General features: G+C 44.1%; 23 protein-coding genes and 1 riboswitch. Of the genes, 13 read left to right on the top strand and 10 right to left on the bottom strand.

What is annotated here, in order from left to right; all coding sequences use genetic code 11:
• Positions 1-164: 164 nt before the first annotated feature.
• Genes FK220_RS08575 through FK220_RS08560 form a run of 4 tightly spaced genes read left to right on the top strand, consistent with a single transcriptional unit; the run spans position 165 to position 2,527 of the window.
• On the top strand, positions 165-1,277 hold the full coding sequence (locus FK220_RS08575) for a serine hydrolase domain-containing protein (protein ID WP_152573901.1): 1,113 nt from the start codon (positions 165-167) through the stop codon (positions 1,275-1,277).
• A gap of 17 nt (positions 1,278-1,294) precedes the next feature.
• Positions 1,295-1,624 carry a hypothetical protein gene (locus FK220_RS08570; RefSeq protein ID WP_152573900.1) on the top strand — a complete coding sequence of 110 codons (330 nt, stop codon included), beginning with the start codon at positions 1,295-1,297 and terminating at the stop codon, positions 1,622-1,624.
• Positions 1,614-2,180, top strand: coding sequence for an RNA polymerase sigma factor (locus FK220_RS08565; protein WP_152573899.1), 567 nt, complete (start codon positions 1,614-1,616; stop codon positions 2,178-2,180). Before FK220_RS08570 ends, FK220_RS08565 begins: the two co-directional genes overlap by 11 nt.
• Complete coding sequence (locus FK220_RS08560; protein ID WP_152573898.1) at positions 2,177-2,527, top strand: hypothetical protein; 351 nt, start codon at positions 2,177-2,179, stop codon at positions 2,525-2,527. The genes FK220_RS08565 and FK220_RS08560 overlap by 4 nt, the downstream gene beginning before the upstream one ends.
• 35 nt (positions 2,528-2,562) lie before the next feature.
• Here the strand turns inward: FK220_RS08560 and FK220_RS20240 are convergent, their stop codons facing one another.
• Positions 2,563-2,778: a DUF2200 family protein gene (locus FK220_RS20240; RefSeq protein ID WP_317168317.1), complete on the bottom strand. Its 216-nt coding sequence runs from the start codon at positions 2,776-2,778 to the stop codon at positions 2,563-2,565.
• Between the two features lie 316 nt (positions 2,779-3,094).
• Positions 3,095-4,504 carry an NADP-dependent phosphogluconate dehydrogenase gene (gndA, locus tag FK220_RS08550; protein WP_152573897.1) on the bottom strand — a complete coding sequence of 470 codons (1,410 nt, stop codon included), beginning with the start codon at positions 4,502-4,504 and terminating at the stop codon, positions 3,095-3,097.
• Positions 4,505-4,638: 134 nt separating this feature from the next.
• On the opposite strand from gndA, the gene zwf reads away from it, so the two are divergent.
• Together zwf and pgl are read left to right on the top strand one after the other, a co-directional pair.
• Positions 4,639-6,168, top strand: coding sequence for a glucose-6-phosphate dehydrogenase (gene zwf, locus FK220_RS08545; RefSeq protein ID WP_152573896.1), 1,530 nt, complete (start codon positions 4,639-4,641; stop codon positions 6,166-6,168).
• Between the two features lie 13 nt (positions 6,169-6,181).
• Entirely contained in the window at positions 6,182-6,895 is a 714-nt protein-coding gene (gene pgl / locus FK220_RS08540; RefSeq protein WP_152573895.1) for a 6-phosphogluconolactonase, read from the top strand.
• Here pgl and FK220_RS08535 read toward each other — a convergent pair.
• The 6 genes from FK220_RS08535 to FK220_RS08510 form a co-directional block, all read right to left on the bottom strand.
• The gene (locus FK220_RS08535) at positions 6,888-7,433 is read right to left on the bottom strand and encodes an acyl-CoA thioesterase (RefSeq protein ID WP_152573894.1); all 546 of its coding nucleotides are present in this window, start codon (positions 7,431-7,433) and stop codon (positions 6,888-6,890) included. The two genes, pgl and FK220_RS08535, sit on opposite strands and share 8 nt — an antisense overlap.
• Positions 7,434-7,527: 94 nt before the next feature.
• Positions 7,528-7,893: a 6-phosphogluconate dehydrogenase gene (locus tag FK220_RS08530; RefSeq protein ID WP_152573893.1), complete on the bottom strand. Its 366-nt coding sequence runs from the start codon at positions 7,891-7,893 to the stop codon at positions 7,528-7,530.
• A 110-nt stretch (positions 7,894-8,003) separates the two neighbouring features.
• Positions 8,004-9,350: a DNA recombination protein RmuC gene (rmuC, locus tag FK220_RS08525; protein ID WP_152573892.1), complete on the bottom strand. Its 1,347-nt coding sequence runs from the start codon at positions 9,348-9,350 to the stop codon at positions 8,004-8,006.
• A 66-nt stretch (positions 9,351-9,416) separates the two neighbouring features.
• Entirely contained in the window at positions 9,417-10,196 is a 780-nt protein-coding gene (locus FK220_RS08520) for an ABC transporter ATP-binding protein (protein ID WP_317168316.1), read from the bottom strand.
• Positions 10,197-10,305: 109 nt separating this feature from the next.
• Positions 10,306-11,337 (bottom strand): FecCD family ABC transporter permease, encoded by a 1,032-nt coding sequence (locus tag FK220_RS08515; RefSeq protein ID WP_152573891.1) that lies wholly within the window; start codon positions 11,335-11,337, stop codon positions 10,306-10,308.
• Positions 11,338-12,483 carry an ABC transporter substrate-binding protein gene (locus FK220_RS08510; RefSeq protein WP_152573890.1) on the bottom strand — a complete coding sequence of 382 codons (1,146 nt, stop codon included), beginning with the start codon at positions 12,481-12,483 and terminating at the stop codon, positions 11,338-11,340. It abuts the gene before it with no gap.
• A gap of 71 nt (positions 12,484-12,554) precedes the next feature.
• Positions 12,555-12,856: riboswitch (cobalamin riboswitch) on the top strand.
• Between the two features lie 69 nt (positions 12,857-12,925).
• Between FK220_RS08510 and FK220_RS08505 the strand changes: the two genes are divergently transcribed.
• On the top strand, positions 12,926-14,797 hold the full coding sequence (locus FK220_RS08505; protein ID WP_152573889.1) for a TonB-dependent receptor plug domain-containing protein: 1,872 nt from the start codon (positions 12,926-12,928) through the stop codon (positions 14,795-14,797).
• Positions 14,798-14,867: 70 nt separating this feature from the next.
• Here FK220_RS08505 and FK220_RS08500 read toward each other — a convergent pair whose 3' ends face one another.
• Positions 14,868-16,373 carry a S41 family peptidase gene (locus FK220_RS08500; protein WP_152573888.1) on the bottom strand — a complete coding sequence of 502 codons (1,506 nt, stop codon included), beginning with the start codon at positions 16,371-16,373 and terminating at the stop codon, positions 14,868-14,870.
• A 376-nt stretch (positions 16,374-16,749) separates the two neighbouring features.
• Between FK220_RS08500 and FK220_RS08495 the strand changes: the two genes are divergently transcribed.
• The 6 genes from FK220_RS08495 (at position 16,750) to FK220_RS08470 (ending at position 20,540) form a co-directional block, all read left to right on the top strand.
• Positions 16,750-17,259: an RNA polymerase sigma factor gene (locus tag FK220_RS08495; protein WP_152573887.1), complete on the top strand. Its 510-nt coding sequence runs from the start codon at positions 16,750-16,752 to the stop codon at positions 17,257-17,259.
• Entirely contained in the window at positions 17,246-17,686 is a 441-nt protein-coding gene (locus tag FK220_RS08490) for a hypothetical protein (protein ID WP_152573886.1), read from the top strand. The genes FK220_RS08495 and FK220_RS08490 overlap by 14 nt, the downstream gene beginning before the upstream one ends.
• Before the next feature lie 7 nt (positions 17,687-17,693).
• Positions 17,694-18,251 (top strand): DUF4252 domain-containing protein, encoded by a 558-nt coding sequence (locus FK220_RS08485; RefSeq protein ID WP_152573885.1) that lies wholly within the window; start codon positions 17,694-17,696, stop codon positions 18,249-18,251.
• Between the two features lie 151 nt (positions 18,252-18,402).
• Positions 18,403-18,945, top strand: a complete 543-nt coding sequence (locus tag FK220_RS08480) for a DUF4252 domain-containing protein (protein ID WP_152573884.1) — start codon at positions 18,403-18,405, stop codon at positions 18,943-18,945.
• A gap of 68 nt (positions 18,946-19,013) precedes the next feature.
• On the top strand, positions 19,014-19,553 hold the full coding sequence (locus FK220_RS08475; protein WP_152573883.1) for a DUF4252 domain-containing protein: 540 nt from the start codon (positions 19,014-19,016) through the stop codon (positions 19,551-19,553).
• Between the two features lie 171 nt (positions 19,554-19,724).
• Positions 19,725-20,540, top strand: coding sequence for a mechanosensitive ion channel family protein (locus FK220_RS08470; RefSeq protein ID WP_152573882.1), 816 nt, complete (start codon positions 19,725-19,727; stop codon positions 20,538-20,540).
• A gap of 65 nt (positions 20,541-20,605) precedes the next feature.
• Here FK220_RS08470 and purB read toward each other — a convergent pair whose 3' ends face one another.
• Complete coding sequence (gene purB, locus FK220_RS08465; protein WP_152573881.1) at positions 20,606-21,949, bottom strand: adenylosuccinate lyase; 1,344 nt, start codon at positions 21,947-21,949, stop codon at positions 20,606-20,608.
• Between the last annotated feature and the right edge of the window lie 32 nt (positions 21,950-21,981).

Raw genomic sequence — 21,981 nt, 5'->3', positions numbered from 1 at the left:
GGCCTATCGGTAGTGGGTTTCTCTCTGGGAACACCCCATTGACTTTTGCCTGTTTTTCCATCCAAAGAATTGTCATAATTTATTTTGTAACCTTTTTTTCAGCTGTCTTGTCTAATACATGTACGTGTGAAATAACCTATTTAATAACCCCAAATAGTTCTTAAATGACAAAATTCGAGCAAAAGATTCGATTATGCCTGTTACTGGCAGTTACCTTTGGTTTAGTAGGGTCGTTTGGTCAGTCCAGATCAGCATACGTCAGAGTTCCGGATGGAAGAAAAGTAGCATCCGCGGTGCTGCATGAGTGCATAGAAAAGGCGATGGACTCCCTTGGCGTACCCGGGCTTTCCTTGGCGATCGTCAATGGTGATCGTATTGTATATCACGGTACCTTCGGGGTAACCAATAATCAAACCATGGAGCCCGTCACCAAGCAGACGTTGTTCGAAGGGGCATCGCTTTCCAAACCTTTGTTTGCCTATTTTTTAATGAAGATGGTCGAAAAGGGAATGTTGGATTTGGATCAACCTATCTATCCTTTTCTTGAACCTATCTTTCCGGAAGGCACCGTAGCTCCTGAATCACTTGAAGCCTATAAAAAATTGACTCCGCGTATTATATTGTCCCATGGTACGGGAATACCGAATTGGGTTCGGGGAGAGCCTATAAAAATTTCTTTTGAGCCGGGAACGGATTTTTCGTATTCAGGGGAAGCGTATCAACATTTGGGGGCCGCGTTTGGCACAAAACTTGGAATAGGTTGGGGCGATCGATTGGATTCCCTCTTTCTAAAGGAAGCTGCAAACCCCATTGGAATGGACAGAAGCCTTTACACTTGGGATCCCAAGTATGAAAACGATGTGGCTAGAGGTCATATCGACGGACAAATGAATCCGGAAGTAAACAGATTTAAAAAGGTAGGCCCGGGTTTTAGTTTACATTCAGATGCTCAGGATTATGCCTTATTTTTAGTCGAAATGATGCATCCTAAAAATATTAAGACGGCTACGCGTGATGAAATGTTAAGGGAACACAATCATTTTAAACCAGATAGCCAACTATTGAAGGAAACAGGGCAAACAGGTTGGGGTCTAGGTTTTGCCCAGAAACCAACCCCTTTTGGACTAATGCATCTACATACGGGAAACAACCAGGATTATCAGGCATATGCCATGTTCATTCCAGAACAGGAGTATGGTTTTGTAATGTTCGGTAACTCTAACAACCTGTTTCCGTTACTTGAATCCATAGAACAACTTTTAGGCGATCACTTTTAAATAAACAAAGACAAATTATGAAGGAGTTAAACGAATTATTGGTAGTATTGACCGTGGTCGTGGCAGCAATACTAATGGTGTTTATAATCACGAGGTATAGCTATTTGGTTAAAAAGGCAATGATAGAAAGAGGGGTGGTATTAAATCAAAATAATGATAGGTTCAAATATTTGGACATTGGGTGTATTGCATTTGGGCTCGGTATAGGATTGGTTGCTTCCTCAATATTCACCACCATGGAACTGACCGAGGATACGATGGATTTATTAATCTGGGGAACCATTCTGATTTTTGGGGCAGGAGGATTGGTATTGGCTCATTTTATAAGAAAGCGGCTTGAAAAATAATCCTAAAACGAGGGATTACGATTTAATACGAAGGATAAACGCTGGTGATATTGCTGCTTTCAAGGAGTTGGTCCAGGCGCATAAGGATGTTTCGCTTTCTCTTGCATATTCGATTTTAAGGAATCAAATGCTGGCCGAAGACGTGTTGCAGAACGTATTCATAAAGGTGTATCAGAAGCTTCATACCTTTGAGTACAATGCTACCTTTACCACATGGCTGTACAGAATCGTGGTCAATACGAGCTATAATGAACTAAAAAGGCAAAAGACCAATTCAGTGTCGGTCGAGCAGGTTTTGGAGATCGAATCGACTGATAGCAATACCCTTAGTGAAAACGATCAAAAGAAATATATCCACCTGGCCTTGGAAAAATTAAGACCCGATGAATCGTTGATAATGCGGCTATTTTACCTAGGCGAACTGAAAATTAGGGAAATAGAAGAAATCACAGGTTTCAATGCCTCAAAGATAAAAGTCGATTTGCACCGGGGTCGCGAAAATTTACATTTCCATTTACAACAGTTATTGGGTGATGATTTAAACTATTTGTTATGACAGAGGAGCAGCTTAAAAAAATAATGGTTAAAAGTACATTGGAGACTTCTGATGAGTTTCTAGATACCTTGATGAGTACCATTGAAAAGAAGCAAATGGTTGAAAGAATCCCTTTATGGTGGTCATTTATACCCGTGGTTATAGCCTCTATCATCCTGGTGCTCCTGGCAACCCTACTATTGTTTCAACTCTTACAGTCCGATGTGCGTCTGTTTGGCTCTCTGGTGAGTATTCCAAAAACCCCCCTCTTTGTTATGGTCACTTTGATTTTTCTGTACTACATCAACGCTGTCATCAAACTGAATGAAAACCCGATTCACTCGAAGAAAAAAGCGTATGGTGCATGAAAATTTATACGTCAGCTTTTGATTTGAATAAGGTCTTACGGAATTCCGCGGAGTTTCATAGGTCTGATTTTCGCTTTTCTTAAAGTCTTCCCCATTTTACCACCTTTCGCCAACCCGTCCACCAACTTGTCCAAGTAGCTAGCTTGTATCGGCAAAGGGGTTTCGATTTCTTCTATCCGATAACCACAAATACCTCCTTTTATCAATTGGGCGCTCGGATTCAATGTTACCTTGTTCAAAGAATGTTTCAAAAGTTGCTTTTTCGGCTAATCTATCCTTTCGGTTATTTGTCATCAATCCACGACAACCATTCTATTACCTGATGTAATTCCCCTTTGGTCCTGCCTTTATTACAACTTTATGGACAAAGTGGGGATATAACGATGCCAATACCATTTTTGTAACTCGTGCATCCTGTTTAGGTGTTGTTTTTTAGGATGTTAATTTCTCGGATGATTTGTTGTCTTTTCATGCTTTTTTAAGAATTTTTTCTTTCTTAAAATCATCCGGAATTGACACCAATGTTGAAATATCATCAGTGATTACATAACCCTTTTATTCTAATAGTCACGATTCCCACTCCGTATGAAAAATTCCTTCACGGTCGAGTCGTTCGTAAGTATGGCTCCCGAAATAATCCCGTTGCGCTTGGATAAGATTTAATGGTAATCGACTCGAGGTATAAGCATCGAAATAGGTGAGGGAGTTGGATAGGCCTGGGAGTGGAATCCCATTTTTAGCCCCGTAGGCCGCCAACTCCCTGGCAGAGGCAACGGTGCCTTTGACTTTATCGACAAAGGAAGACGATAAAAGTAAATTGGGTAGGGCCGCATCTGTCTGGAACGCTTTGGTGATATCTGCCAAGAGCCCCGCACGGATAATACAGCCCGCCCGCCAGATTTTGGCGATGGTGGCGATATCCAAATTATAACCGTATTCTTTCGAGGCATCGGCCAGTTGGTGCAATCCCTGGGCGTAGGTAACAATAAAAGAAAAGTAGAGGGCTTCCTCGGCCATTTTTTCGAGAACCGTTTGGTCTATCATTTCAACCTCCGGGCGGTCGTATAAATCGTCGGCCTTTACACGTTCATCCTTGAGGGCCGATAGTTCACGCATGCTCACGGCGATATCGATGGAAGGGACGGGAATCCCTAAATCCATGGCATTTTGGGAGGTCCATTTTCCAGTACCTTTTTGTTTTGCCTTATCCAGTATTTGATCCACCAATCGGCCTTCGCCCAGTTCGTCTTCCTGTTCAAAAATCTCGGAGGTAATCTCCACTAGAAACGAGGCGAGACGCCCTTCGTTCCATTTTTGAAAGGTATGGTGCAATTCATCGTTATCGAAGTCACCGCCCTTTTTTAAGACGTCATAGATTTCGGAGGTCAGTTGCATCAATCCGTATTCGATGCCGTTATGCACCATTTTGACATAATTCCCAGCCGATTTGGGTCCTAAATAGGCCACACAGGGCTCGCCTTTGTATTTGGCCGCAACCGCTTCAAAAATCGGCTGTACGGCCGCGTAACCTGCTTTCGAACCCCCGGGCATGATACTGGGACCCTTTCTGGCCCCTTTGGCGCCACCCGAGACACCCGCCCCAAAAAAATGGATGCCTTTTTCACTTAAATGGGCTTCCCTACGGTCGGTATCGGTAAAAAAGGAATTTCCTCCATCGATTAAAATATCACCCTTTTCGATATGGGGCAACAGTCCTTCGATGACCGTATCGACAATTTTACCAGCCGGTACGAGCATCATGATTTTTCGCGGTCGGGCCAAGGCCTTTACAAACGTAGCGACCTCCGTAGTGGCATTTACCTTGTTGAGATCCCCGCCTTCCTCCTTCAGCGCATTTACTTTCTCTTCGTCCAGATCGTTGCCATAAGCCGTAAAGCCGTTATCGGCCACATTGAGTATAAAATTACGCCCCATTACCCCGAGGCCGATCAATCCAAAATCATATTGTTGCTCCATGTATTTTTAAGATATGTTCATTAATAAACCGATGCAATCAAAAATAACTGAAAATATTCAGTTTCGGTCCGCTTTGTCTTGGAAACTCCGATAGGATGGCTATATTTAGAAACCTAAGAAACGGAAACCTAAGAATGACGAATACAGAAAATCAATTGCTGATTATTTTTGGCGCCTCGGGCGACCTTACAGCTCGCAAACTGGTGCCTGCACTCTTTAATCTCTATAAAAACGGCCATCTTCCCGAAAACTTTGTGGTACTGGGCGCCAGCCGTTCAAACCTATCGGATGAGGATTTTCGCCGACGGGTGGTCTTGGAAAGCAAGTATCTGGAGGAGGAAATCAAAAACGGGACTTCCAAAGCGATACAAACCTTTTCCGGGAAGATTTTTTATACCGATTTGGGGAAGGAGTATGACACCGATTATTCGGACTTGGCGGAACGTATATCGGAATTGAACAGCCGCTTTCAGACCGATAACAATTATATTTTTTATCTATCTACGCCTCCCAGTCTTTATGAAGCCATCGCCAAGAATATTTGTGAGCAGGGATTGGCGTCCGAGAAGAATGGTTGGAAACGGCTGATCGTTGAAAAACCGTTTGGGTATAGTCTGGAGAGCGCGAGACAGCTTAATGACGGACTACACGAATATTTTAAGGAATCGCAGATTTATCGTATCGATCATTATTTGGGGAAGGAAACCGTGCAGAACCTCTTGGTGACGCGGTTTGCGAACAGCATCTTTGAACCGCTCTGGAACCGGAACTATATTCATCATGTAGAGATTACCAATGCCGAAAGCGGGGGCGTAGAGAAACGGGGCGGTTATTATGACAAGTCCGGTGCGTTGCGAGATATGTTTCAAAACCACTTGCTCCAAATCGTATCCTTGGTCGTTATGGAACCTCCTATCGGTGCCGATGCGGAGGAAATTCGAAACGAAAAGGTAAAGGCGTTGAAATCGCTCCGAATCATGAGGGACGACAAGACCCTTCGGGAAAATACGATTCGCGCCCAGTATGTAAGTTCGATGATCGGTGGGAAAAAGGTCAAAGGCTATCGGGAAGAGGAGGGAGTAGACCCCGAATCGACCACGGAGACCTATGCCGCCATTAAATTTTTCGTGGATAATTGGCGATGGGCCGATGTGCCTTTTTATGTGCGTACGGCCAAACGGATGCCTACCAAGGTCACGGAAGTCGTGGTCCATTTTAAAACGCCGCACCATCACATCTTTAAGGATTCCGGCATGAACGGAAAGGACAATAAGCTGGTCATCCGTATACAGCCCGATGAAGGTATTCTCATAAAGTTTGGGGTCAAGGTTCCCGGGCAGGGTTTTAAGGTAGAGCGGGCCAATCTTGATTTTTATTATTCCAGTCTTGCCGAAACCCGTGTGATGGAGGCCTACGAACGTTTGCTGTTGGATGCCATGCAGGGCGATGCTACCTTGTATGCAAGGGCAGATGAGGTAGAGGCGGCTTGGGAATTTGTAGACCCTATCCTAGAGTATTGGAAGACCTCCGATAGCAAGGTGTATGGATATTCCGCGGGAGTGTGGGGTCCGGAAAACGCCGATGAACTCATCGAGGGTCTGGGCATGTGGCGCAATCCCGGGGCGAACTTGGCCGACAATCCCGGATTTTGTGTCATCTGTTAAACATTCTTTGTACATGAAACTGAAAATCTCAAAAACCAAGCAAGAGGTAGCGGTCGATTTCGCCCGATATTTGGCGATATTGATCGCTGCCCGGGATAAGGTGCACATTGCCTTATCGGGAGGTAGTACCCCGACCGTCGTCTTCGACGAATTAGCAGCCAACTTCCAGCCCGATATCGATTGGACCAAAGTACAATTGTATTGGGGCGATGAGCGCTGTGTGCCACCTACCCATGAGGAAAGCAATTTTAAAATGACGGTAGACCATTTGATTTCCAAAATCGATATCCCAGCAGAGAATATCCACCCGATCAATGGGGAGAACACCCCGGAACACGAAGCCAAACGGTACGGTCAACTGCTCGATTCGAGCTTGCCAACGGAAAACGGTTTGCCTAGGTTTGATTTGGTCATTTTGGGCCTGGGCGACGATGGCCATACGGCTTCCATATTCCCGCATCAAATACAGTTATGGGAGTCCCGAAAAAACTGCGAGGTTGCCGTGCATCCCGAGTCCGGTCAAAAAAGGATTACCATCACCGGCCGTATCATCAATAATGCGAACATTGTCACATTTTTGGTCACGGGAGAAAACAAGGCCCGAAAGGTCAAGGAAATTATCAATGGGGTGGGGGAGTTCACAAATTATCCCGCTAGCTTGGTCCGTCCGACTTCGGGAAAGCTGCTTTGGTTTTTAGATGTGGCTGCAGCAGGATTGCTTACTTGAGTTCAATCTTGATATTTTCCGTTTTCAAACTGCCCATATACTGTTTTATATTGAAGTGGTTCTCGTCAAATTGGGTATCCCGACGAAAAGCGGCTTCTTTTCGAAACTTGCTTCTGGCGAATCTACGAATACCATGCTCGTCTTGGACCAAGAGCCCCGGTACGGGGGAACTGTTTCCATTTTCATCCTTGGCGACCATCGTAAAATAAGAGGAATTACAATGGCGTTTTTTACCCGTGGTCACGTTTTGTGACTCTACGCGAACCCCGACCACCATGGAGGTGCGTCCCGTGTAGTTGATCGAGGCTTTCAAGGTCAACAGTTCCCCTACCTCTACCGGACTTAAAAAATCGACCCGGTTGACAGAGGCGGTGACGCAATACTTCCGGGAGTGCTTCGAGGCACAGGCAAAGGCAATCTGGTCCATTAACCCCAAAATATGTCCTCCATGGATTTTTCCCCCAAAATTGGAGTGGGAGGGTAGCATCAATTGCGTAATCGACACCCTGGACTCCCTAGCGGTCTTGAATTTTTTCATCTGTCTCTACTCTATTGCATTCCATTGGTGGGAGGTATTTCGCCCTCAACTATCCCGGTTGGATTCGAAGATGGCCCTGTTGCATTTCATAGCCTTAGTTGCGCATATGGGGCGATTGTTCGGGCTCGACCTTGGTAATGAAATATTTGGTATCCCCCAACCAGAAAAAGGTCGCAAAGCGTTCGGTATAATGCAATTTCACATACCTCCCCTGGTATTCCTGTAACTTGTCGATAACCTCCTGGTCCTTGTCCAATACCGAAAATGCAAAAATCTGTGCCCCCGAAATCCCTTGGCTTATTTCACCCTCCCAGGTTTTGACAAATACCCCTTTGTTACTGATCTTGATCAATTCGCCGGAACGCACCCCCTGGCTGTAGGGCACAAAATAGATAAAGGCGTAATACAACGCGAGGACGGAGACGACTCCGACGATTCCGATGACCAATACTTTTTTCATAGAGGAAATTAAAATAATAATACCTACCTGCTCGCGCTATCAATCCATACCAAAGCAATTCAAGCGCAACCCAACTTTTTTCAAACCGCCAACTGCCGCCGGTTTATTGGTCACTGTCCACTGGAAACCTCCTCGTAATCATCTTCCTGCGCACGCTTTAATATAGGGTCGGGAATGGACTTTTTCGCTTTGGCTCCCATTTTTTTCAGTTTTTCGATACTGATGATGATGTTGCCTCGGCCTTCGACCAATTTGTTCATGGCCCCTTTGTATTCCGATTTGGCCTCGTCCATCTTTTTACCCACCTTGGTAAGGTCATTTACAAAGCCTTCGAACTTATCGTACAACGCCCCGGCCTGTCGCGCAATCTCGATGGCATTTCGCTGCTGTTTTTCGTTGTTCCACATGCTGTCGATAGTCCGTAGGGTAGCCAACAGGGTAGAGGGGGTCACGATAACGATGTTCTGCTCGAAAGCCTTGTTATAAAGGGTGCTATCATTGTTGATTGCAATGGCAAAGGCAGGTTCTATGGGCACGAACATCAAAACAAAATCGGGACTTTCCATTTCGTACAGATCTTCGTATTTTTTGGCGGAAAGTTGATCGACATGTTTTCGGAGGGAATTGATATGCTCCTTTAAAAAACGATCCCGTACATCCTCTTCCTCGGCATTGACGAAACGTTCGTAATCGGTAAGGGATACCTTGGAATCGACGACCATTTTTTTGCCGTCTGGAAGGTGAATGATCACATCGGGTAGTACCCTTGTTCCATCGGCCAATTTAAAACTTTGTTGCACCGTGTATTCGCGGTCTTTTTCCAAACCGGATTTTTCGAGTACCCGTTCCAGTACCAATTCGCCCCAGTTTCCTTGCATTTTACTGTCCCCTTTTAGGGCCTTGGTCAGATTTTCGGCTTCTTGGGTAATCTTGAGATTTTGAGTTTGTAGATTCAATAATTGTTCTTTTAAGGCGGAGTGAATGCTGATGTTTTCCTTTTGACTTTCCTCGACCTTTTTTTCGAACAGCTGTATTTTTTCATTGAGCGGTGTCAGAATGTCTTTGATATTCTTTTCATTTCGCTCCGTAAACTTTAGGCTTTTTTCCTCCAGTATTTTATTGGCCAGATTCTCAAATTCCTTGGTAAACTTTTCCTGGAGTTTTTCTACTTCTTCCTTTTGTTCCCTGTTTTTCAGATGTAAGTTCTCCATATCGGCTTCGTAACGGACAATCCGGTTCCCCATCTGTTCTTTTTCAGCTTGTAAGAGACTTTTCTGTTCCTCGCTATCACTCAATCGTCCCTCTAAGCTAGCGACCGTTTGGCGAAGCTGTTGTTCCCGTTCTTCCAAAGCACTTTGATCGGACTTTCTCTTTAGTGTTTGAATGTAGGCGCCCAAAAAATAGCCAAGTCCCAAGCAAAGGAGGCCGACCGAAAGGTATATCAAATATTCGTTCATTGATGAGCTATCAAGTTTGAAGTAAAGATACAAGATTGATGACAAAACAGAAGGTGCACCCACAAGTTACTTTTCGATTCGGAACGAGCCCGAGGTAGCATCGAACGAGACCGTATCGGAGGGAAACAGTTTGTCAAAGGCACCACTCCCGATCAGTTCACAAGGTTGCCCAAAGGGATTATTGGCTCCGTCCAACAAAAGCATGGTATCACAAAGTTGAATGCACATCTCGATTTCATGACTTGTGAAAAGGATGGTTTTATTGGTTTCATGTGCAATGGATTTCAACAGCTTTAAAATCTGTACCTTATGATAGAGGTCCAGGTGGGTGGTTGGCTCGTCTAACAACATAATGGTGGTGTCCTGGGCCAAGGCGCGAGCGATCAGGACCCTTTGTAGCTGTCCGTCGCTCAATTCATAACACTTCTTGTTTTTCAAATGCCGTAATTCCAACCGGTTTAGGGAATCGGTAATCTTAGCTTTATCTTTTGGGGATAAGGAACCTATCCAATTGGTATAGGGCTGTCTTCCCAGGGCGACCAGTTCCACGACAGTCATGTTTTTTGAAGCGATGGGTTCTGTCAATACAACGCTGATTTTTGATGCCAAGGCCTTGGAGTGAAGTGCTTCGAGGGGCGTTCCCTCCAAGTCGATGTTCCCCGACAATTTGGGCTGTACATTGCCTATGGTTCGCAATAAGGTAGATTTCCCAATGCCATTGACACCTACGATGGCGGTCAATTCACCTGCAGACAGGCTAAAATTGATAGCGTTAGCGATCTCATTTGATGCATATCCGATGGATAAATCGGTTACTTCTAAGGCGGTATATGTTGTTTTAGGCACTATCACTATGTAAATGTAGCAATTGTTTGCTTTGGCTGCGGGGGAAGACGCCGTGGCAAGATTTATCCTCTTGATTGATTTTCATGGTTCGTACTGTATACTTCGTTTTTCAAAATACCATCTTCCGTTTTCGTACCAACAGCCAAATGACGACCGGAGCGCCTAGGATACTTGTGATGGCATTGATCGGCAATACGTTTGCCGAGCCGGGCAACTGCGCCACGGTATCGCAAAGAAGCATTAAAATGGCCCCGTACATCAACACGGCCGGCACCAATATCTTATGTTCGGTAGTATCGAATAACTGACGTGTGAGGTGGGGTACGGCGAGACCGACAAAAGCGATGGGCCCGGCAAAAGCGGTAACACTCCCCGCCAACAGTCCCGTAGCCAGAATAACGGTGTAACGTGATTTTTTAAGGGGCACCCCAAGGCTGCGGGCATAGTTTTCTCCCAAAAGCAGCGCATTCAATGCTTTTATAGATAGAATGCTCAACACGATACCGATACCGATAATTGCCAGGAGCAGCCACAATTGTGGCCAAGATAGATTCCCTACGCTGCCAAAGGACCAATAAACGAATTGTTGTAACTGTTCGGCTTTGGTGAAATAGGACAGTACGCTTACCACTGCGGCAGTGATACTTCCAAACATTAACCCGATAATTAAAAGGGCCATCGTGTCCTTTACCTTTGATGCCACCACCATCACGGCCAGCAGTACCAAAAAACTTCCAGCACTCGCGGCAATGGCCAGTGAAATATCATTCACCCAGCCCAGGGTCAGGATTCCAGAGAAAATGGAGGACCCCATAATCAGTAAGGCAGCCCCCAAGCTCGCCCCTGAACTAATACCCAGTACGAAGGGGCCCGCCAAGGGGTTTCTAAACAAGGTCTGCATCAGCAATCCGCTCAAGGCCAGTGCCCCACCGACCACACTAGCGGTGAAAGCCTTGGGAATTCGGTAGTTCCAAATAATGTATTCCCATGAATCGTTGTCAAGGCTACCGCCAAAAACAGTGTGGAGCGTTGCTGACATTGGTATGGAAACGGAACCCAAACTTGTATTCAGCACGAAGCTGGCGACCAGAACGATGAGAAGCAGTAAGAATGAAATTCGATATGTTTTTTGGCTTCCCAATTATTGTAAGGGCTTAAAAAAGAAAGGTTGGTGGTTGGGCTGTAACCCAGGATGAAAAATATGGATCAAATCCCGTATTACCAAATCGGGCCTGTGGGGAGCCAATTCGTAGTATAACAATCCACCGGTGTCGCCAAGGGTATGGGCGAACGTATATACCTTTTTTCTTTGGAACGCCTTGAATTGCCGATAGTGGGGGCTGGCTTGTTGCATTTGGTCATAGGTAGCGAATTGGGAAGGGGATATCCAATAATCGGCTTCCCTAGCTTTCTCCAACACCGTTTCCCAACTCAATGAAAGGCTTCCTGTTTCCTGGGAGTCTTTCCAAAGGTATTCGGCATTTGCATCCGAGATGAATTGGGCCGCCCAGCTTTTGCCACCGGGGAGATACCAAACATCTTTGTACAGGGCACCGCTCATTACCGTCGGGATGTTTTCAGCCTTCGCTGCCAAGGCTTTGGCCTCTACATAAGCCGTTTCAATTTTCTTGAAAATACTATCCCCTTTTTGTTCCATTTGAAAGAAAGGAGCAAAGAATTTGATCCATTCCGCTTTTCCCAAAGGCGTTTCCTCGGTCCAGTCACCGTTGTAAACCACTGGGATGTTCGAACTTTTAAGGGTTTCATACGCTTTGTTTTGACCGTCGATCCCAAACCCCACCAAGACCTCTGGATTCAAGGCCAAGGTCATTTCGGTGTTGATCAATTCGTTGGTCCCCAGTTCTTTTACAAAACCCTTATCGATACGTTTTCGGGTGGTTTTGGAGGAAATATATTTTGTATCGGGAAAACCCACGAGTCGATCGGCTACTCCCAAAGATTCCAACGAAGGAATATGGGTGGTCGAAGTGACAACAATGCGTTCAACGGGCACCGCAACAATTGCGTCGAATTCATCTTTGTCGACTATCGTTCGGGCCATCCTTTCTTTCGGTATCAACGCATAGGTGAGCGTAGTTTCGGAATTGGGCCATGGAGAACTTACCTTGACCACCGTAAATCCTGATGGGGATTTTTCCAAGCTGAACCCCTGGGCGTAATCAATTTGTAGCGGTATTGATCCTCCCGAAGAATGGAAGGTCTCTTTTTTCTCGGATCTACAGCTGAAAAACAACAAAATAAAGATAAGTAAAAACGGGTTTTTCAAGGGAATCGTTTAAGGATGGTCCAAAAGTAAGATTATTTCATCTTTAGCTTAAAAGATTAAACAAAATGTTTACTTTCGTCGGGAATCATGGTTTCCATTGTTTATGATAGCAATGGGATTAAAAGGGAATCCAGTGATTTGAAGGAGTGGATGAATTCAGCAAATACCGCTTTCAATCGCTTCCTTGGAAAAATCTGGAGCTGTTCCCGCAACTGTAAGCTACGTTCGCCCCAAAAGGGAGGATGCTTGTTACAAACTTCAAACCACTGCACATACCGAATCGGTTTTGGTAGCTATTGGGAGAAACCAATAGGAGCGGGAAGGTGGGTAATAAGACGCAAGCCAGGAGACCTGCCATATTCAAACGACAATTCTTAAACTTTCGGGATAAAGGTTTATGTATGGGTAAAGACATACTATTCGCTCGATTAGAGATTTAAAAATGAATAAAAGGTTTCTATGCCTTTGTGCTACCGCCTGGCTAAGCACTGGGCTTGTTGCACAAACCCGACAGAATGATTCCCTGTCGGTTCAGGAGTTGGAGGAAGTGGTTGTCAGTGATTCCCGTTTTCGATTGAAACGGGAGAACTCCGGAAAAACGGTCATCAAAATCACATCGCAAGAACTGCGTCAAAATCAGGGAAAATCGATTGCTGAGGTCATTAATACCAAAAGTGGGTTGGAAATTGCCGGAAGTCGCGGAAGGGAAGGTGCCATTTTCGGAGTTTTTGCGAGAGGTGGTCGGGGTCGCCAAGTCTTAATCGTTATCGATGGGGTACGGGTTTCGGACCCATCCTCGTTTTCGTCGGAGTACGATTTGCGATTGTTGTCGAGTGCCAACGTGGAGTCGGTGGAAATCATCAAGGGTGCTGCCAGTACGTTGTATGGAACTAATGCGGCCACTGCGGTCATCAATATAGTGACAAGGAAGACCTCCAAACGAAAAATCGCTCTGGCCGTTGAATCCAGTCTTGGTACCGATCAAACCGTTGATAATCAGAATTACAATATTTCCAGGGTTTCCAATGCCGTGAGCATGAGTGGTACGCTTACCGATTTTTCATACTTGGTCGGTTTTTCGAACACCTATACCGATGGGTTATCCGCCATCGTGACCCCGGGAAATGAAAGAGATCCATTTTCCCGTGTAAGCACCGATATACAGTTTGGGTATCAAATTACCAAATCGTTCCAAATACGACTCTACGGGAACCAAACAAAGTTGAACAATGCTTTCGATGAATCCTTCGGACTGGTAGATGCCCCTTATGAATTTATAAGCCGACAGCATCGAGTGGGGCTTTCATCAAACTATACATATAGCAAAGGAACTGTTGTAATAAACGCCGCCTTTAGCGACTATGATGCCGAAAATCGTAGTGCTTTTCCAGATACTTTCCAGTCAAATAACTGGGTGCTCGACTTGTACAACAAATACAATGTGAACGACCGTTTCTACACCATTGTAGGACTTAATATTATTCAGGACAAGGCTGATTTGGAAGTGACGGAGCAAATGACTTTGGTAGACCCCTATGCCAATATGGTTTATGTTTCCGATTTTGGGTTGAATGTCAACGCGGGAATACGCGTCAACAATCATTCCGAATACGGTACCCATTTGGTGTACAATGTGAATCCCTCATTTTCATTAAAGACCGATAATGGCTATGTAAAAGTATTGGGTTCTTACGCCACTTCTTATATTACACCCAACCTAACACAACTATATGGTGCCTTTGGTGCAAATCCCGATTTGGAGCCAGAGGAGAATCGAACCATCGAGGGAGGACTGGAATATAGCGTTGACAAAAAGCTTAGGGTGAGTACCTTGTATTTTAGCCGTAAGGAAGAAAACTTCATCACCTTTGATCAAAACTTTATAAGTATCAACGCCGAAAACACGATTGATGCCCAAGGTGTTGAGCTCGAAACGAACTGGAACCCTTTAAAAGCGCTTACGATTGCGGCGAATTACACCTTTACGGAACGCAAAGGCGATAACGCCATCCGAATCCCTAAACACAAAATAAACACCTCTCTTGCCTATCGGATATCCGATAGAACGAACGCTTTGGTAAGCTATACCCTTACCGGAGAACGATCGGATTCCGATTTTAGATCATTTCCGACAATCGATGTGCCATTGGATTCTTTTTCCTTGGTGGACGTCTACCTGGGGCATTTTTTGTTGGCGGATAAGCTGAAACTATTTCTAAATGTAAACAACCTGTTTAACCAGGCCTATACGGAGGTTCTTGGATTTACCACCAGGGGGCGGAATGTTAGGGTTGGATGTAGCCTTTCTTTGTAAACTGGAATCGCAAATTGGGACATAAAAAAGGCCCGGGTTTCCCTAGGCCTTTTTCCGATATATTTTTTTACTATTTTTTCAAGTCGATGTTGATGTTCAAGGGCTTGTCCAATATCATTCTGTCTTTCATGGGGGAGAACATTTTGGAATCGTTAAACGCTTTTGCAGGCATTTCAACCGTAAAATCAATTTTTGCGGAGGCACCGGTGATTTCTTGAAGCGCCCTAGCGAGCAATGGCTCATTTTCATCCCCTAAAACGCCAAGGTTGGCCAAATCTTCTTCCAATGGGATATCCGGGGTAAATCCAGAAGTATAGTCGAAAAAGCCATCGGCATTCTCATTTCTGCCGACCAACGGCTGTATGGCCCATCGGTTATCGGGATTGATCGAGCTTTCTCTTTCCGGGCTGTATACGAAGGGAGCGCCTTCCCTGTTCGGATCATCGACAAACGTCAAAGAGAATTCATTTTTGCCCCTAGTAGTCTCACCCACGTGTATAACGTCCATATAGGGATCTAACCCGTTCATTACCAATTCACTTGCGGAGGCCGAACTTAAAGTAGCCAATATATACACCCTGCTAAGATTCAAGGTATTGATCGGTGTACCGGCGCTGGTCTGGTCAGCAAAGTAATCCTCTAAATTTTCATCCCCAAAGGCGGCTTGGATCTTGGGGTTCCAACGTTGTCTTAGAAAAAGATTGCTGGTATTGGTACCGTAAATCATACTTGATAGTAATCGTGCGGTATTCACGGAACCTCCACCATTATAGCGAAGGTCAAGTACTAAGTCGGTTACTCCCCCGGCTACGAACCGCCCAAAAGCGGCATTCAAATCTTCGTCATATTCGTTTGTAAAGCTATTGTAGACCAAATACCCTATTTTTTGCCCCCCGATATCAAAGATTTTATCCAAGAACACGGGATTCTCAGCCAAATCAACTTGTTTTGTCAAGGTAACTTCCCGGTCATTCGGACTAATTTGGTCGTTTGCAATATCGGCCATGTTAAGGGTGTAGGTATCATTATCCCCGAAAAGCAGGTCGATATAGTTATTAATGGTCAATGTTTGGCCATCTACACCAGTGAATATGTCTCCCCTTTGAATATCTTTTGTAGCGGCATCAGAGCCAGGTACGATATACCGTACATAGCCGAAAAGATCATCACTTTCAAAGAAACGTACCAGACCAAATTCTAATCCGTTGCTTTTGGAAACCCCGGCAAAAGCCTTTGTCAATTCCTCATAGTCGTCGGAGTAGAAACTAAAACGATCTTCACTAAAGGTCAATTTATCATCAAAAAACTTCGCGGGATCGGGTTCAGAGGCCAAAAACTCCGTATAGGCTTCGGACCCTTCGGTAGTGTTGGGAAATCGATCATCTGCCAAATTAGGCACATTTTCTTGCCAAAAATACCAGATATTCATGGCACTCCACATAAAGTCCTGAACGGTAACATCGGCAGCAGGGTCCGGATTGGGATTTGTGGGATTTGGGATATCGCCATCATCATCCTTATTACAACTGGTAAACAAAAGGCCGGAGGCCAAGAACAATACTAAAAACTTTTTCATGCGTCTTAATTTAATTTTAGGGGGTTCATGTAATTCGCCTTTTATAACGGATAGGTTTTGCAAAAGGGTCATTTCCGTCTCATTTCTTGGGAATCGTGTCTAAGTGATTCCCACTAGAATTTACATACGAATTTTTCAGCCAAACGGACTATTTGATTTTCTTTGAATAACAACCCATCGAACAAAAACCCTACCATTTTTGATAAACGGGGAAAGGAAGTTATCATAGTATCCGTCGAAAAGCCGAAAAATTAGTAAACAAAGGCCTAAATTACTTACATAAATAGGAATAAAAAATTTTTTGTAACAAAATTAGTTATCGGTCGTCTTGATTGTGTAAACCGCTAATAATGGTTTTGAAAACAACCCAACCAGAATGCAGCAGTCAGAATTTTTAAATGTGGTCATGCCTTTTAAGGATAAGCTCTACAGATTGGCAAAGCGTTTGCTGGTCTCTACTGAAGAAGCTGAGGATGCCACTCAGGAAATATTGCTGAAACTTTGGTCCAAGAAGAAAATGATGGAGTCGTATAATAATGTTGAAGCTTTTGCCATGACGATGACCAAAAATTTTTGTTTGGACCGACTAAAGTCAAAACAAGCCGGCAACTTGAAATTGGTTCATAGTAACTATGCCGAGGAAAGCTCGGGCTTGCAAAAACAAATAGAGGCAAGGGATAGTGTCGACTGGGTACAGAAAATTATGGAGGAACTGCCCGAACAACAAAAATTAGTATTGCAGTTAAGGGATGTGGAGCAGTACGATTATGACGAGATAGGAGAAATGCTCGATATGAAACCCACCGCTGTTCGCGTGGCCTTGTCGAGGGCAAGAAAATTAGTAAGAGACAAACTATTACAAAAACATCGCTATGGAATTGGATAACATCGAAAAATTATTGGAAAAGTATTTTGAGGCCGCCACCACGGTCGCCGAAGAGGAAACCTTACGAACATATTTCTCCCAGGAAAGTGTGCCAACACATCTAGAGCAGTATGCCCCCATGTTTCAATATTTTTCCAATGCCAAGGAAGAACGCTTCACCAAACAGGTCCCATTAAAACCTAGAAGAAACTATATCAAATGGGTTTCTGTAGCTGCTGTAGGGGTTCTTTTAATAGGTCTTTATTTTGGCCAACCCTCAAAATCTTCGGATCCCACCGATTTGGCAGAGGTGTACACCCAAGCGGAAATCGAGTCTGCCCAGGAGGCCCTGGCCATGCTCGGAGTGAATTTCCAAAAGGGCACCGCACAGCTGTCCCACTTGGAAGAATTCGAGAAAACCACAAACAAATTTTTAACTAAAGAATAAAAAAATCATGAAAAAAATAATTTTAGTCATCCTTTTGGCCGTTTCCCCGATCCTCTCCTACGGTCAGGATATTTTTGACAAGTATGAGGATAACGACAAGGTCACCTTTGTGGCGATGCAGCCCAAAATGTTCCAAATGCTTGGTAAAATGAGCGTAAGTTCGGATGACCCGGAAGCAAAGGAGTTTTTTGACCTCGTGAATTCGATAACAAGTTTTAAGGTAATCACTACCGAGGATGCTGCTATTTCAAAAGATGTAAGTAGTTGGGTGACTACCCGTTTGAAAAGTTCTTCTTTTGAGGAATTGATGCGGGTACGCGATGGTGATTCGAACGTAAAGTTCTATGTGAAGGAAGGAAAGGATGATGATCACGTAAAGGAACTTTTGATGTTCGTGACCGGCATGAAGGATCAGAATATCGAGGTCAATGGTAGAAAGTTGGAAACGGTTTTATTGTCCCTTACCGGTGACATCAACCTTCGGAATATTTCAAAATTGACCCAAAAAATGGATTTGCCCGGAGGCGAGCAATTGGGTAAGGCAGGAGAAAAAAATAAAGGATAATTAGTAATCAAAGGTCGATTGGCGGTTGCCAAGTTCTATGAAGCACTTGGTAACCGAAATTGACAAAGAAACCATCATCAATCAATCTAGAAATTAATCTTCGGACCTCCATAAAGGATAACTAGGGGGTTTCAAACAAAAAACAACAGTCATGAAAAAAATATTTGTAGTATTTTTAATAGCCATTTTTCCCCTCGCAGGATTTTCCCAATCAGTTTTTGACAAGTACGGCGAAATGGATCATGTAGCGGCCGTTACTATCAACAAAGGTCTTATAAATCTTGTTAGCTCCGTTGAAGTGGAAGGCGACCAAGAAACGGAAGAGTTCATCGAATTGGCTAAGGGCCTTAACGGCATAAAGGTATTTATTACCGAGGATAAAGGGGTTTCCGCGGATATGCGGGCAACTGTTAAAAAATACCTTAAATCAGCCGACCTGGAAGAACTGATGCGGGTAAAAGATAAGGATGTCAACGTAAAGTTTTATGTAAAAAACGGGAAAGATGACAATCATGTGACCGAGCTTCTCATGTTTGTGTCAGGAATTAAAAATACCGACCTGGACATCAACGGGAGAAAATTGGAAACGGTTTTGGTTACCCTGACCGGAGATATCGATTTGAGAAAAATTGGCTCATTGACCGAGAAAATGAATCTTCCAAAAGAGCTGAACAAAGCTGAAAAAGGAGAGTAGGCTGAAACAATAACTAATAATAAATAAACGGATGGTTTGGACAAAATTATCCGGTTAAATTGCGAAATATGAGAACAGTAGTATCAATTTTGAGCCTCGCGTTTCTAGTGTTGTTCGGAGCTTGTTCTTCGACCCAAAGTCTGCAAGAGTACTATGTGGATAGTACGGAAAATCCCAACTTTTTATCGTTGGATCTTCCTGTAAGCTTGCTTAATTTGGAAGAAGCCGATCTAACAACGGAGGAAAGGGCAGCTTTGGAATCTTTGAGAAAGCTTAACGTGTTGGCCTTCAAGAAGAACGGTTCCAACGATGCCGAATACAAGGCTGAGAAAACGAAGGTAAAGGCCATTCTGAAAGACGAAAAGTTCAATGAACTAATGCGCATGAATACCCAATATGGGAGAGCTACGATAAAGTATCTTGGCGATGACGATGCAGTCGATGAGGTCGTCATCTATGGCGATAGTGATGATAAAGGATTTTTATTGGTAAGGGTTTTGGGAAACGATATGAATCCTGCCCATTTGGCGCAGTTTATAAAGGCAGTTCAAAAATCCGATTACAAAGGCGAAGGCCTTGGGGAACTTGGTGAGTTTATCCGTGGGTAAACAAAAAAGAATCATTATAAAAACTCCCGTACTTGTTTTAAGGTACGGGAGTTTTTTTGGTTAGATAGAGCAGCAGCATCGCAAACCGAACTATAGTTTTTTTGTTTCAGGAACGAATTCATATATTCGCTAGAATACTATAAACAAGGTACTAACCTAAAAAATACTGACATGGAAGACGCTCAAATTTGGATGAACAAAGGTATTGATTTCATCACCGAATATGGCCCAAAGATTTTAGGGGCCATTCTCATTTACCTCATTGGCTCATGGGTCATTAAAAAGATTGTGGGGGTTTTAAAAAAGGTAATGCTCGCAAGACACTACGACGAATCCCTTCAAAAGTTTCTGCTTAACCTCTTTTCATGGACCTTACGGATTTTCCTGATAATCATGGTGATTTCCACTTTGGGAGTGGAGACAACAAGTCTTGCGGCTGTTATCGCTGCGGCAGGTTTGGCCATTGGATTGGCGCTGCAAGGCTCCCTGTCTAACTTTGCAGGAGGTGTTCTCATCATTATCTTTAAGCCTTATAAGATTGGTGATTTGATAGAAGCCCAAGGCGTTCTGGGTGTGGTAAAGGAAATTGAGATTTTTACCACTAAACTCACCACTCCTCAAAACAAATTAGCCATCATACCGAATGGCGCCATGGCAAACGGTAATATTATCAATTATACGGCCGAGGGCAAAATGCGTGTCGATACGACGATAGGCATCGGGTACGGGGAAGACATTAAAAAGGCCAAGGAGGTACTGCTCGAGGTGCTTACTTCGAACCCCAAGGTACTGAACGATCCCGCCCCTTCGGTGAACGTATCCGAGTTAGCGGATAGCTCCGTAAATTTTGCCGTGCGTCCGTTTTGCAAACCGGAAGATTATTGGGATGTCTACTTTGGAACCTTGGAAGGTTGCAAACTGGCGCTGGATAAAGCGGGTATTGAAATTCCGTACCCACATCAAGTGGAAATTCAGAAAAAAGGTTAATCAAACTTGCAGTAAAAAAAGACCTTTGGAAAAAGGTCTTTTTTTTATCGTTCCACAGACTTCCCTTAGATTCCGGTATAATTATCCGGTGAAATTTTCTTCAACTCGTCTTTAATTGCTTCCGATACTGTCAAGGTGTCTATAAAATTGGCAATCGAAGCTTGGTCGATTACCTTGTTGGTGCGGGTGAGTCCCTTTAAGGCCTCATACGGATTCGGGTATCCTTCGCGTCTTAGGATGGTCTGTATGGCTTCGGCGACCACCGCCCAATTGTTTTCCAGATCTTGTTCAAACTTCTCTTTGTTGAGCAATAGTTTGTTGAGTCCCTTTAAGGTAGACTGAAATGCAATAAGGGTATGTGCAAAAGGTACCCCCACATTTCTTAAAACGGTACTGTCGGTTAAATCTCGCTGTAGCCTTGACACCGGTAGCTTACCCGATAGGTGTTCAAAAATTGCGTTGGCAATGCCGAGGTTTCCCTCAGAATTCTCAAAATCTATGGGATTGACCTTATGGGGCATGGCCGAGGATCCTACTTCGCCCCTTTTGATTTTTTGTTTAAAATAATCCATAGAAACATAGGTCCAGAAATCCCTATTCAAATCCAGTAGAATAGTATTGATACGTTTTAAGGTATCGAAAAGGGCGGCCATATGGTCGTAGTGTTCTATTTGGGTGGTGGGGAACGAGTGGTGCAGGCCGAGTTTTTCCTGTACGAATTGTTGTCCGAACGCTTTCCAGTCGATATCGGGATAGGCAACTTTGTGGGCATTGTAGTTTCCGGTAGCGCCACCAAATTTTGCGGCACTGGGAATATCGTTCAATAGATTGAACTGTTCCTTGAATCGTTCTACGAAAACATCGATTTCCTTACCTAATCGTGTAGGGGAGGCGGGCTGCCCATGGGTCCGCGCCAACATTGGTATGGCTGCCCAATCCGCTGCCAGTTGCTTTAATGTATCCAACAATTCGAAGTAATGCGGAACGTAGACCTCGTTCATTGCCTCCTTTAATGATAATGGGATGGCCGTATTGTTGATATCCTGGGAGGTTAGGCCAAAATGGATGAATTCCTTATACGCTTGCAACCCTAGCGAATCGAATTGTTTTTTGATAAAATACTCTACTGCCTTTACATCGTGGTTGGTCGTTTTTTCTATTTCCTTTATAGCATGTGCGTCTTCAGGTTTGAAGGAGTTATATATGGTACGAAGTGCATCGAATTTTGAGGAATCAAATGTTGCTAATTGCGGCAATGGAATTTCGCAGAGCGCGATAAAATAGTCTATTTCAACCCTTACCCGATACTTTATCAACGCCTCTTCGGAGAAATAAGGAGCCAAACCGACGGTTTTATTGCGATACCTCCCGTCGATGGGCGAGATGGCGTTTAATGGAGTCAGGGACATGTATCTAAAATTTGGTTGTTTTTGAACGGCCC

The organism is Pelagihabitans pacificus (assembly GCF_009371985.2).
GTDB classification, from domain to species: domain Bacteria; phylum Bacteroidota; class Bacteroidia; order Flavobacteriales; family Flavobacteriaceae; genus Pelagihabitans; species Pelagihabitans pacificus.
Note: the sequence above shows the minus strand (reverse complement) of the source record. Positions and strands in the feature narration are given on the sequence as shown.

What these genes read in the sequence shown, in the direction of transcription:
- pgl (WP_152573895.1), top strand. Translation starts at nt 6,182, where the DNA reads ATGAAACTGAAAATCTCAAAAACCAAGCAAGAGGTAGCGGTCGATTTC.
- FK220_RS08490 (WP_152573886.1), top strand. Translation starts at nt 17,246, where the DNA reads ATGGAATTGGATAACATCGAAAAATTATTGGAAAAGTATTTTGAGGCC.
- FK220_RS08495 (WP_152573887.1), top strand. Translation starts at nt 16,750, where the DNA reads ATGCAGCAGTCAGAATTTTTAAATGTGGTCATGCCTTTTAAGGATAAG.
- FK220_RS08560 (WP_152573898.1), top strand. Translation starts at nt 2,177, where the DNA reads ATGACAGAGGAGCAGCTTAAAAAAATAATGGTTAAAAGTACATTGGAG.
- FK220_RS08475 (WP_152573883.1), top strand. Translation starts at nt 19,014, where the DNA reads ATGAGAACAGTAGTATCAATTTTGAGCCTCGCGTTTCTAGTGTTGTTC.
- zwf (WP_152573896.1), top strand. Translation starts at nt 4,639, where the DNA reads ATGACGAATACAGAAAATCAATTGCTGATTATTTTTGGCGCCTCGGGC.
- FK220_RS08535 (WP_152573894.1), bottom strand. Translation starts at nt 7,433, where the DNA reads ATGAAAAAATTCAAGACCGCTAGGGAGTCCAGGGTGTCGATTACGCAA.
- FK220_RS08470 (WP_152573882.1), top strand. Translation starts at nt 19,725, where the DNA reads ATGGAAGACGCTCAAATTTGGATGAACAAAGGTATTGATTTCATCACC.
- FK220_RS08575 (WP_152573901.1), top strand. Translation starts at nt 165, where the DNA reads ATGACAAAATTCGAGCAAAAGATTCGATTATGCCTGTTACTGGCAGTT.
- FK220_RS08530 (WP_152573893.1), bottom strand. Translation starts at nt 7,893, where the DNA reads ATGAAAAAAGTATTGGTCATCGGAATCGTCGGAGTCGTCTCCGTCCTC.
- FK220_RS08570 (WP_152573900.1), top strand. Translation starts at nt 1,295, where the DNA reads ATGAAGGAGTTAAACGAATTATTGGTAGTATTGACCGTGGTCGTGGCA.
- FK220_RS08505 (WP_152573889.1), top strand. Translation starts at nt 12,926, where the DNA reads ATGAATAAAAGGTTTCTATGCCTTTGTGCTACCGCCTGGCTAAGCACT.
- FK220_RS08500 (WP_152573888.1), bottom strand. Translation starts at nt 16,373, where the DNA reads ATGAAAAAGTTTTTAGTATTGTTCTTGGCCTCCGGCCTTTTGTTTACC.
- FK220_RS08480 (WP_152573884.1), top strand. Translation starts at nt 18,403, where the DNA reads ATGAAAAAAATATTTGTAGTATTTTTAATAGCCATTTTTCCCCTCGCA.
- rmuC (WP_152573892.1), bottom strand. Translation starts at nt 9,350, where the DNA reads ATGAACGAATATTTGATATACCTTTCGGTCGGCCTCCTTTGCTTGGGA.
- purB (WP_152573881.1), bottom strand. Translation starts at nt 21,949, where the DNA reads ATGTCCCTGACTCCATTAAACGCCATCTCGCCCATCGACGGGAGGTAT.
- gndA (WP_152573897.1), bottom strand. Translation starts at nt 4,504, where the DNA reads ATGGAGCAACAATATGATTTTGGATTGATCGGCCTCGGGGTAATGGGG.
- FK220_RS08485 (WP_152573885.1), top strand. Translation starts at nt 17,694, where the DNA reads ATGAAAAAAATAATTTTAGTCATCCTTTTGGCCGTTTCCCCGATCCTC.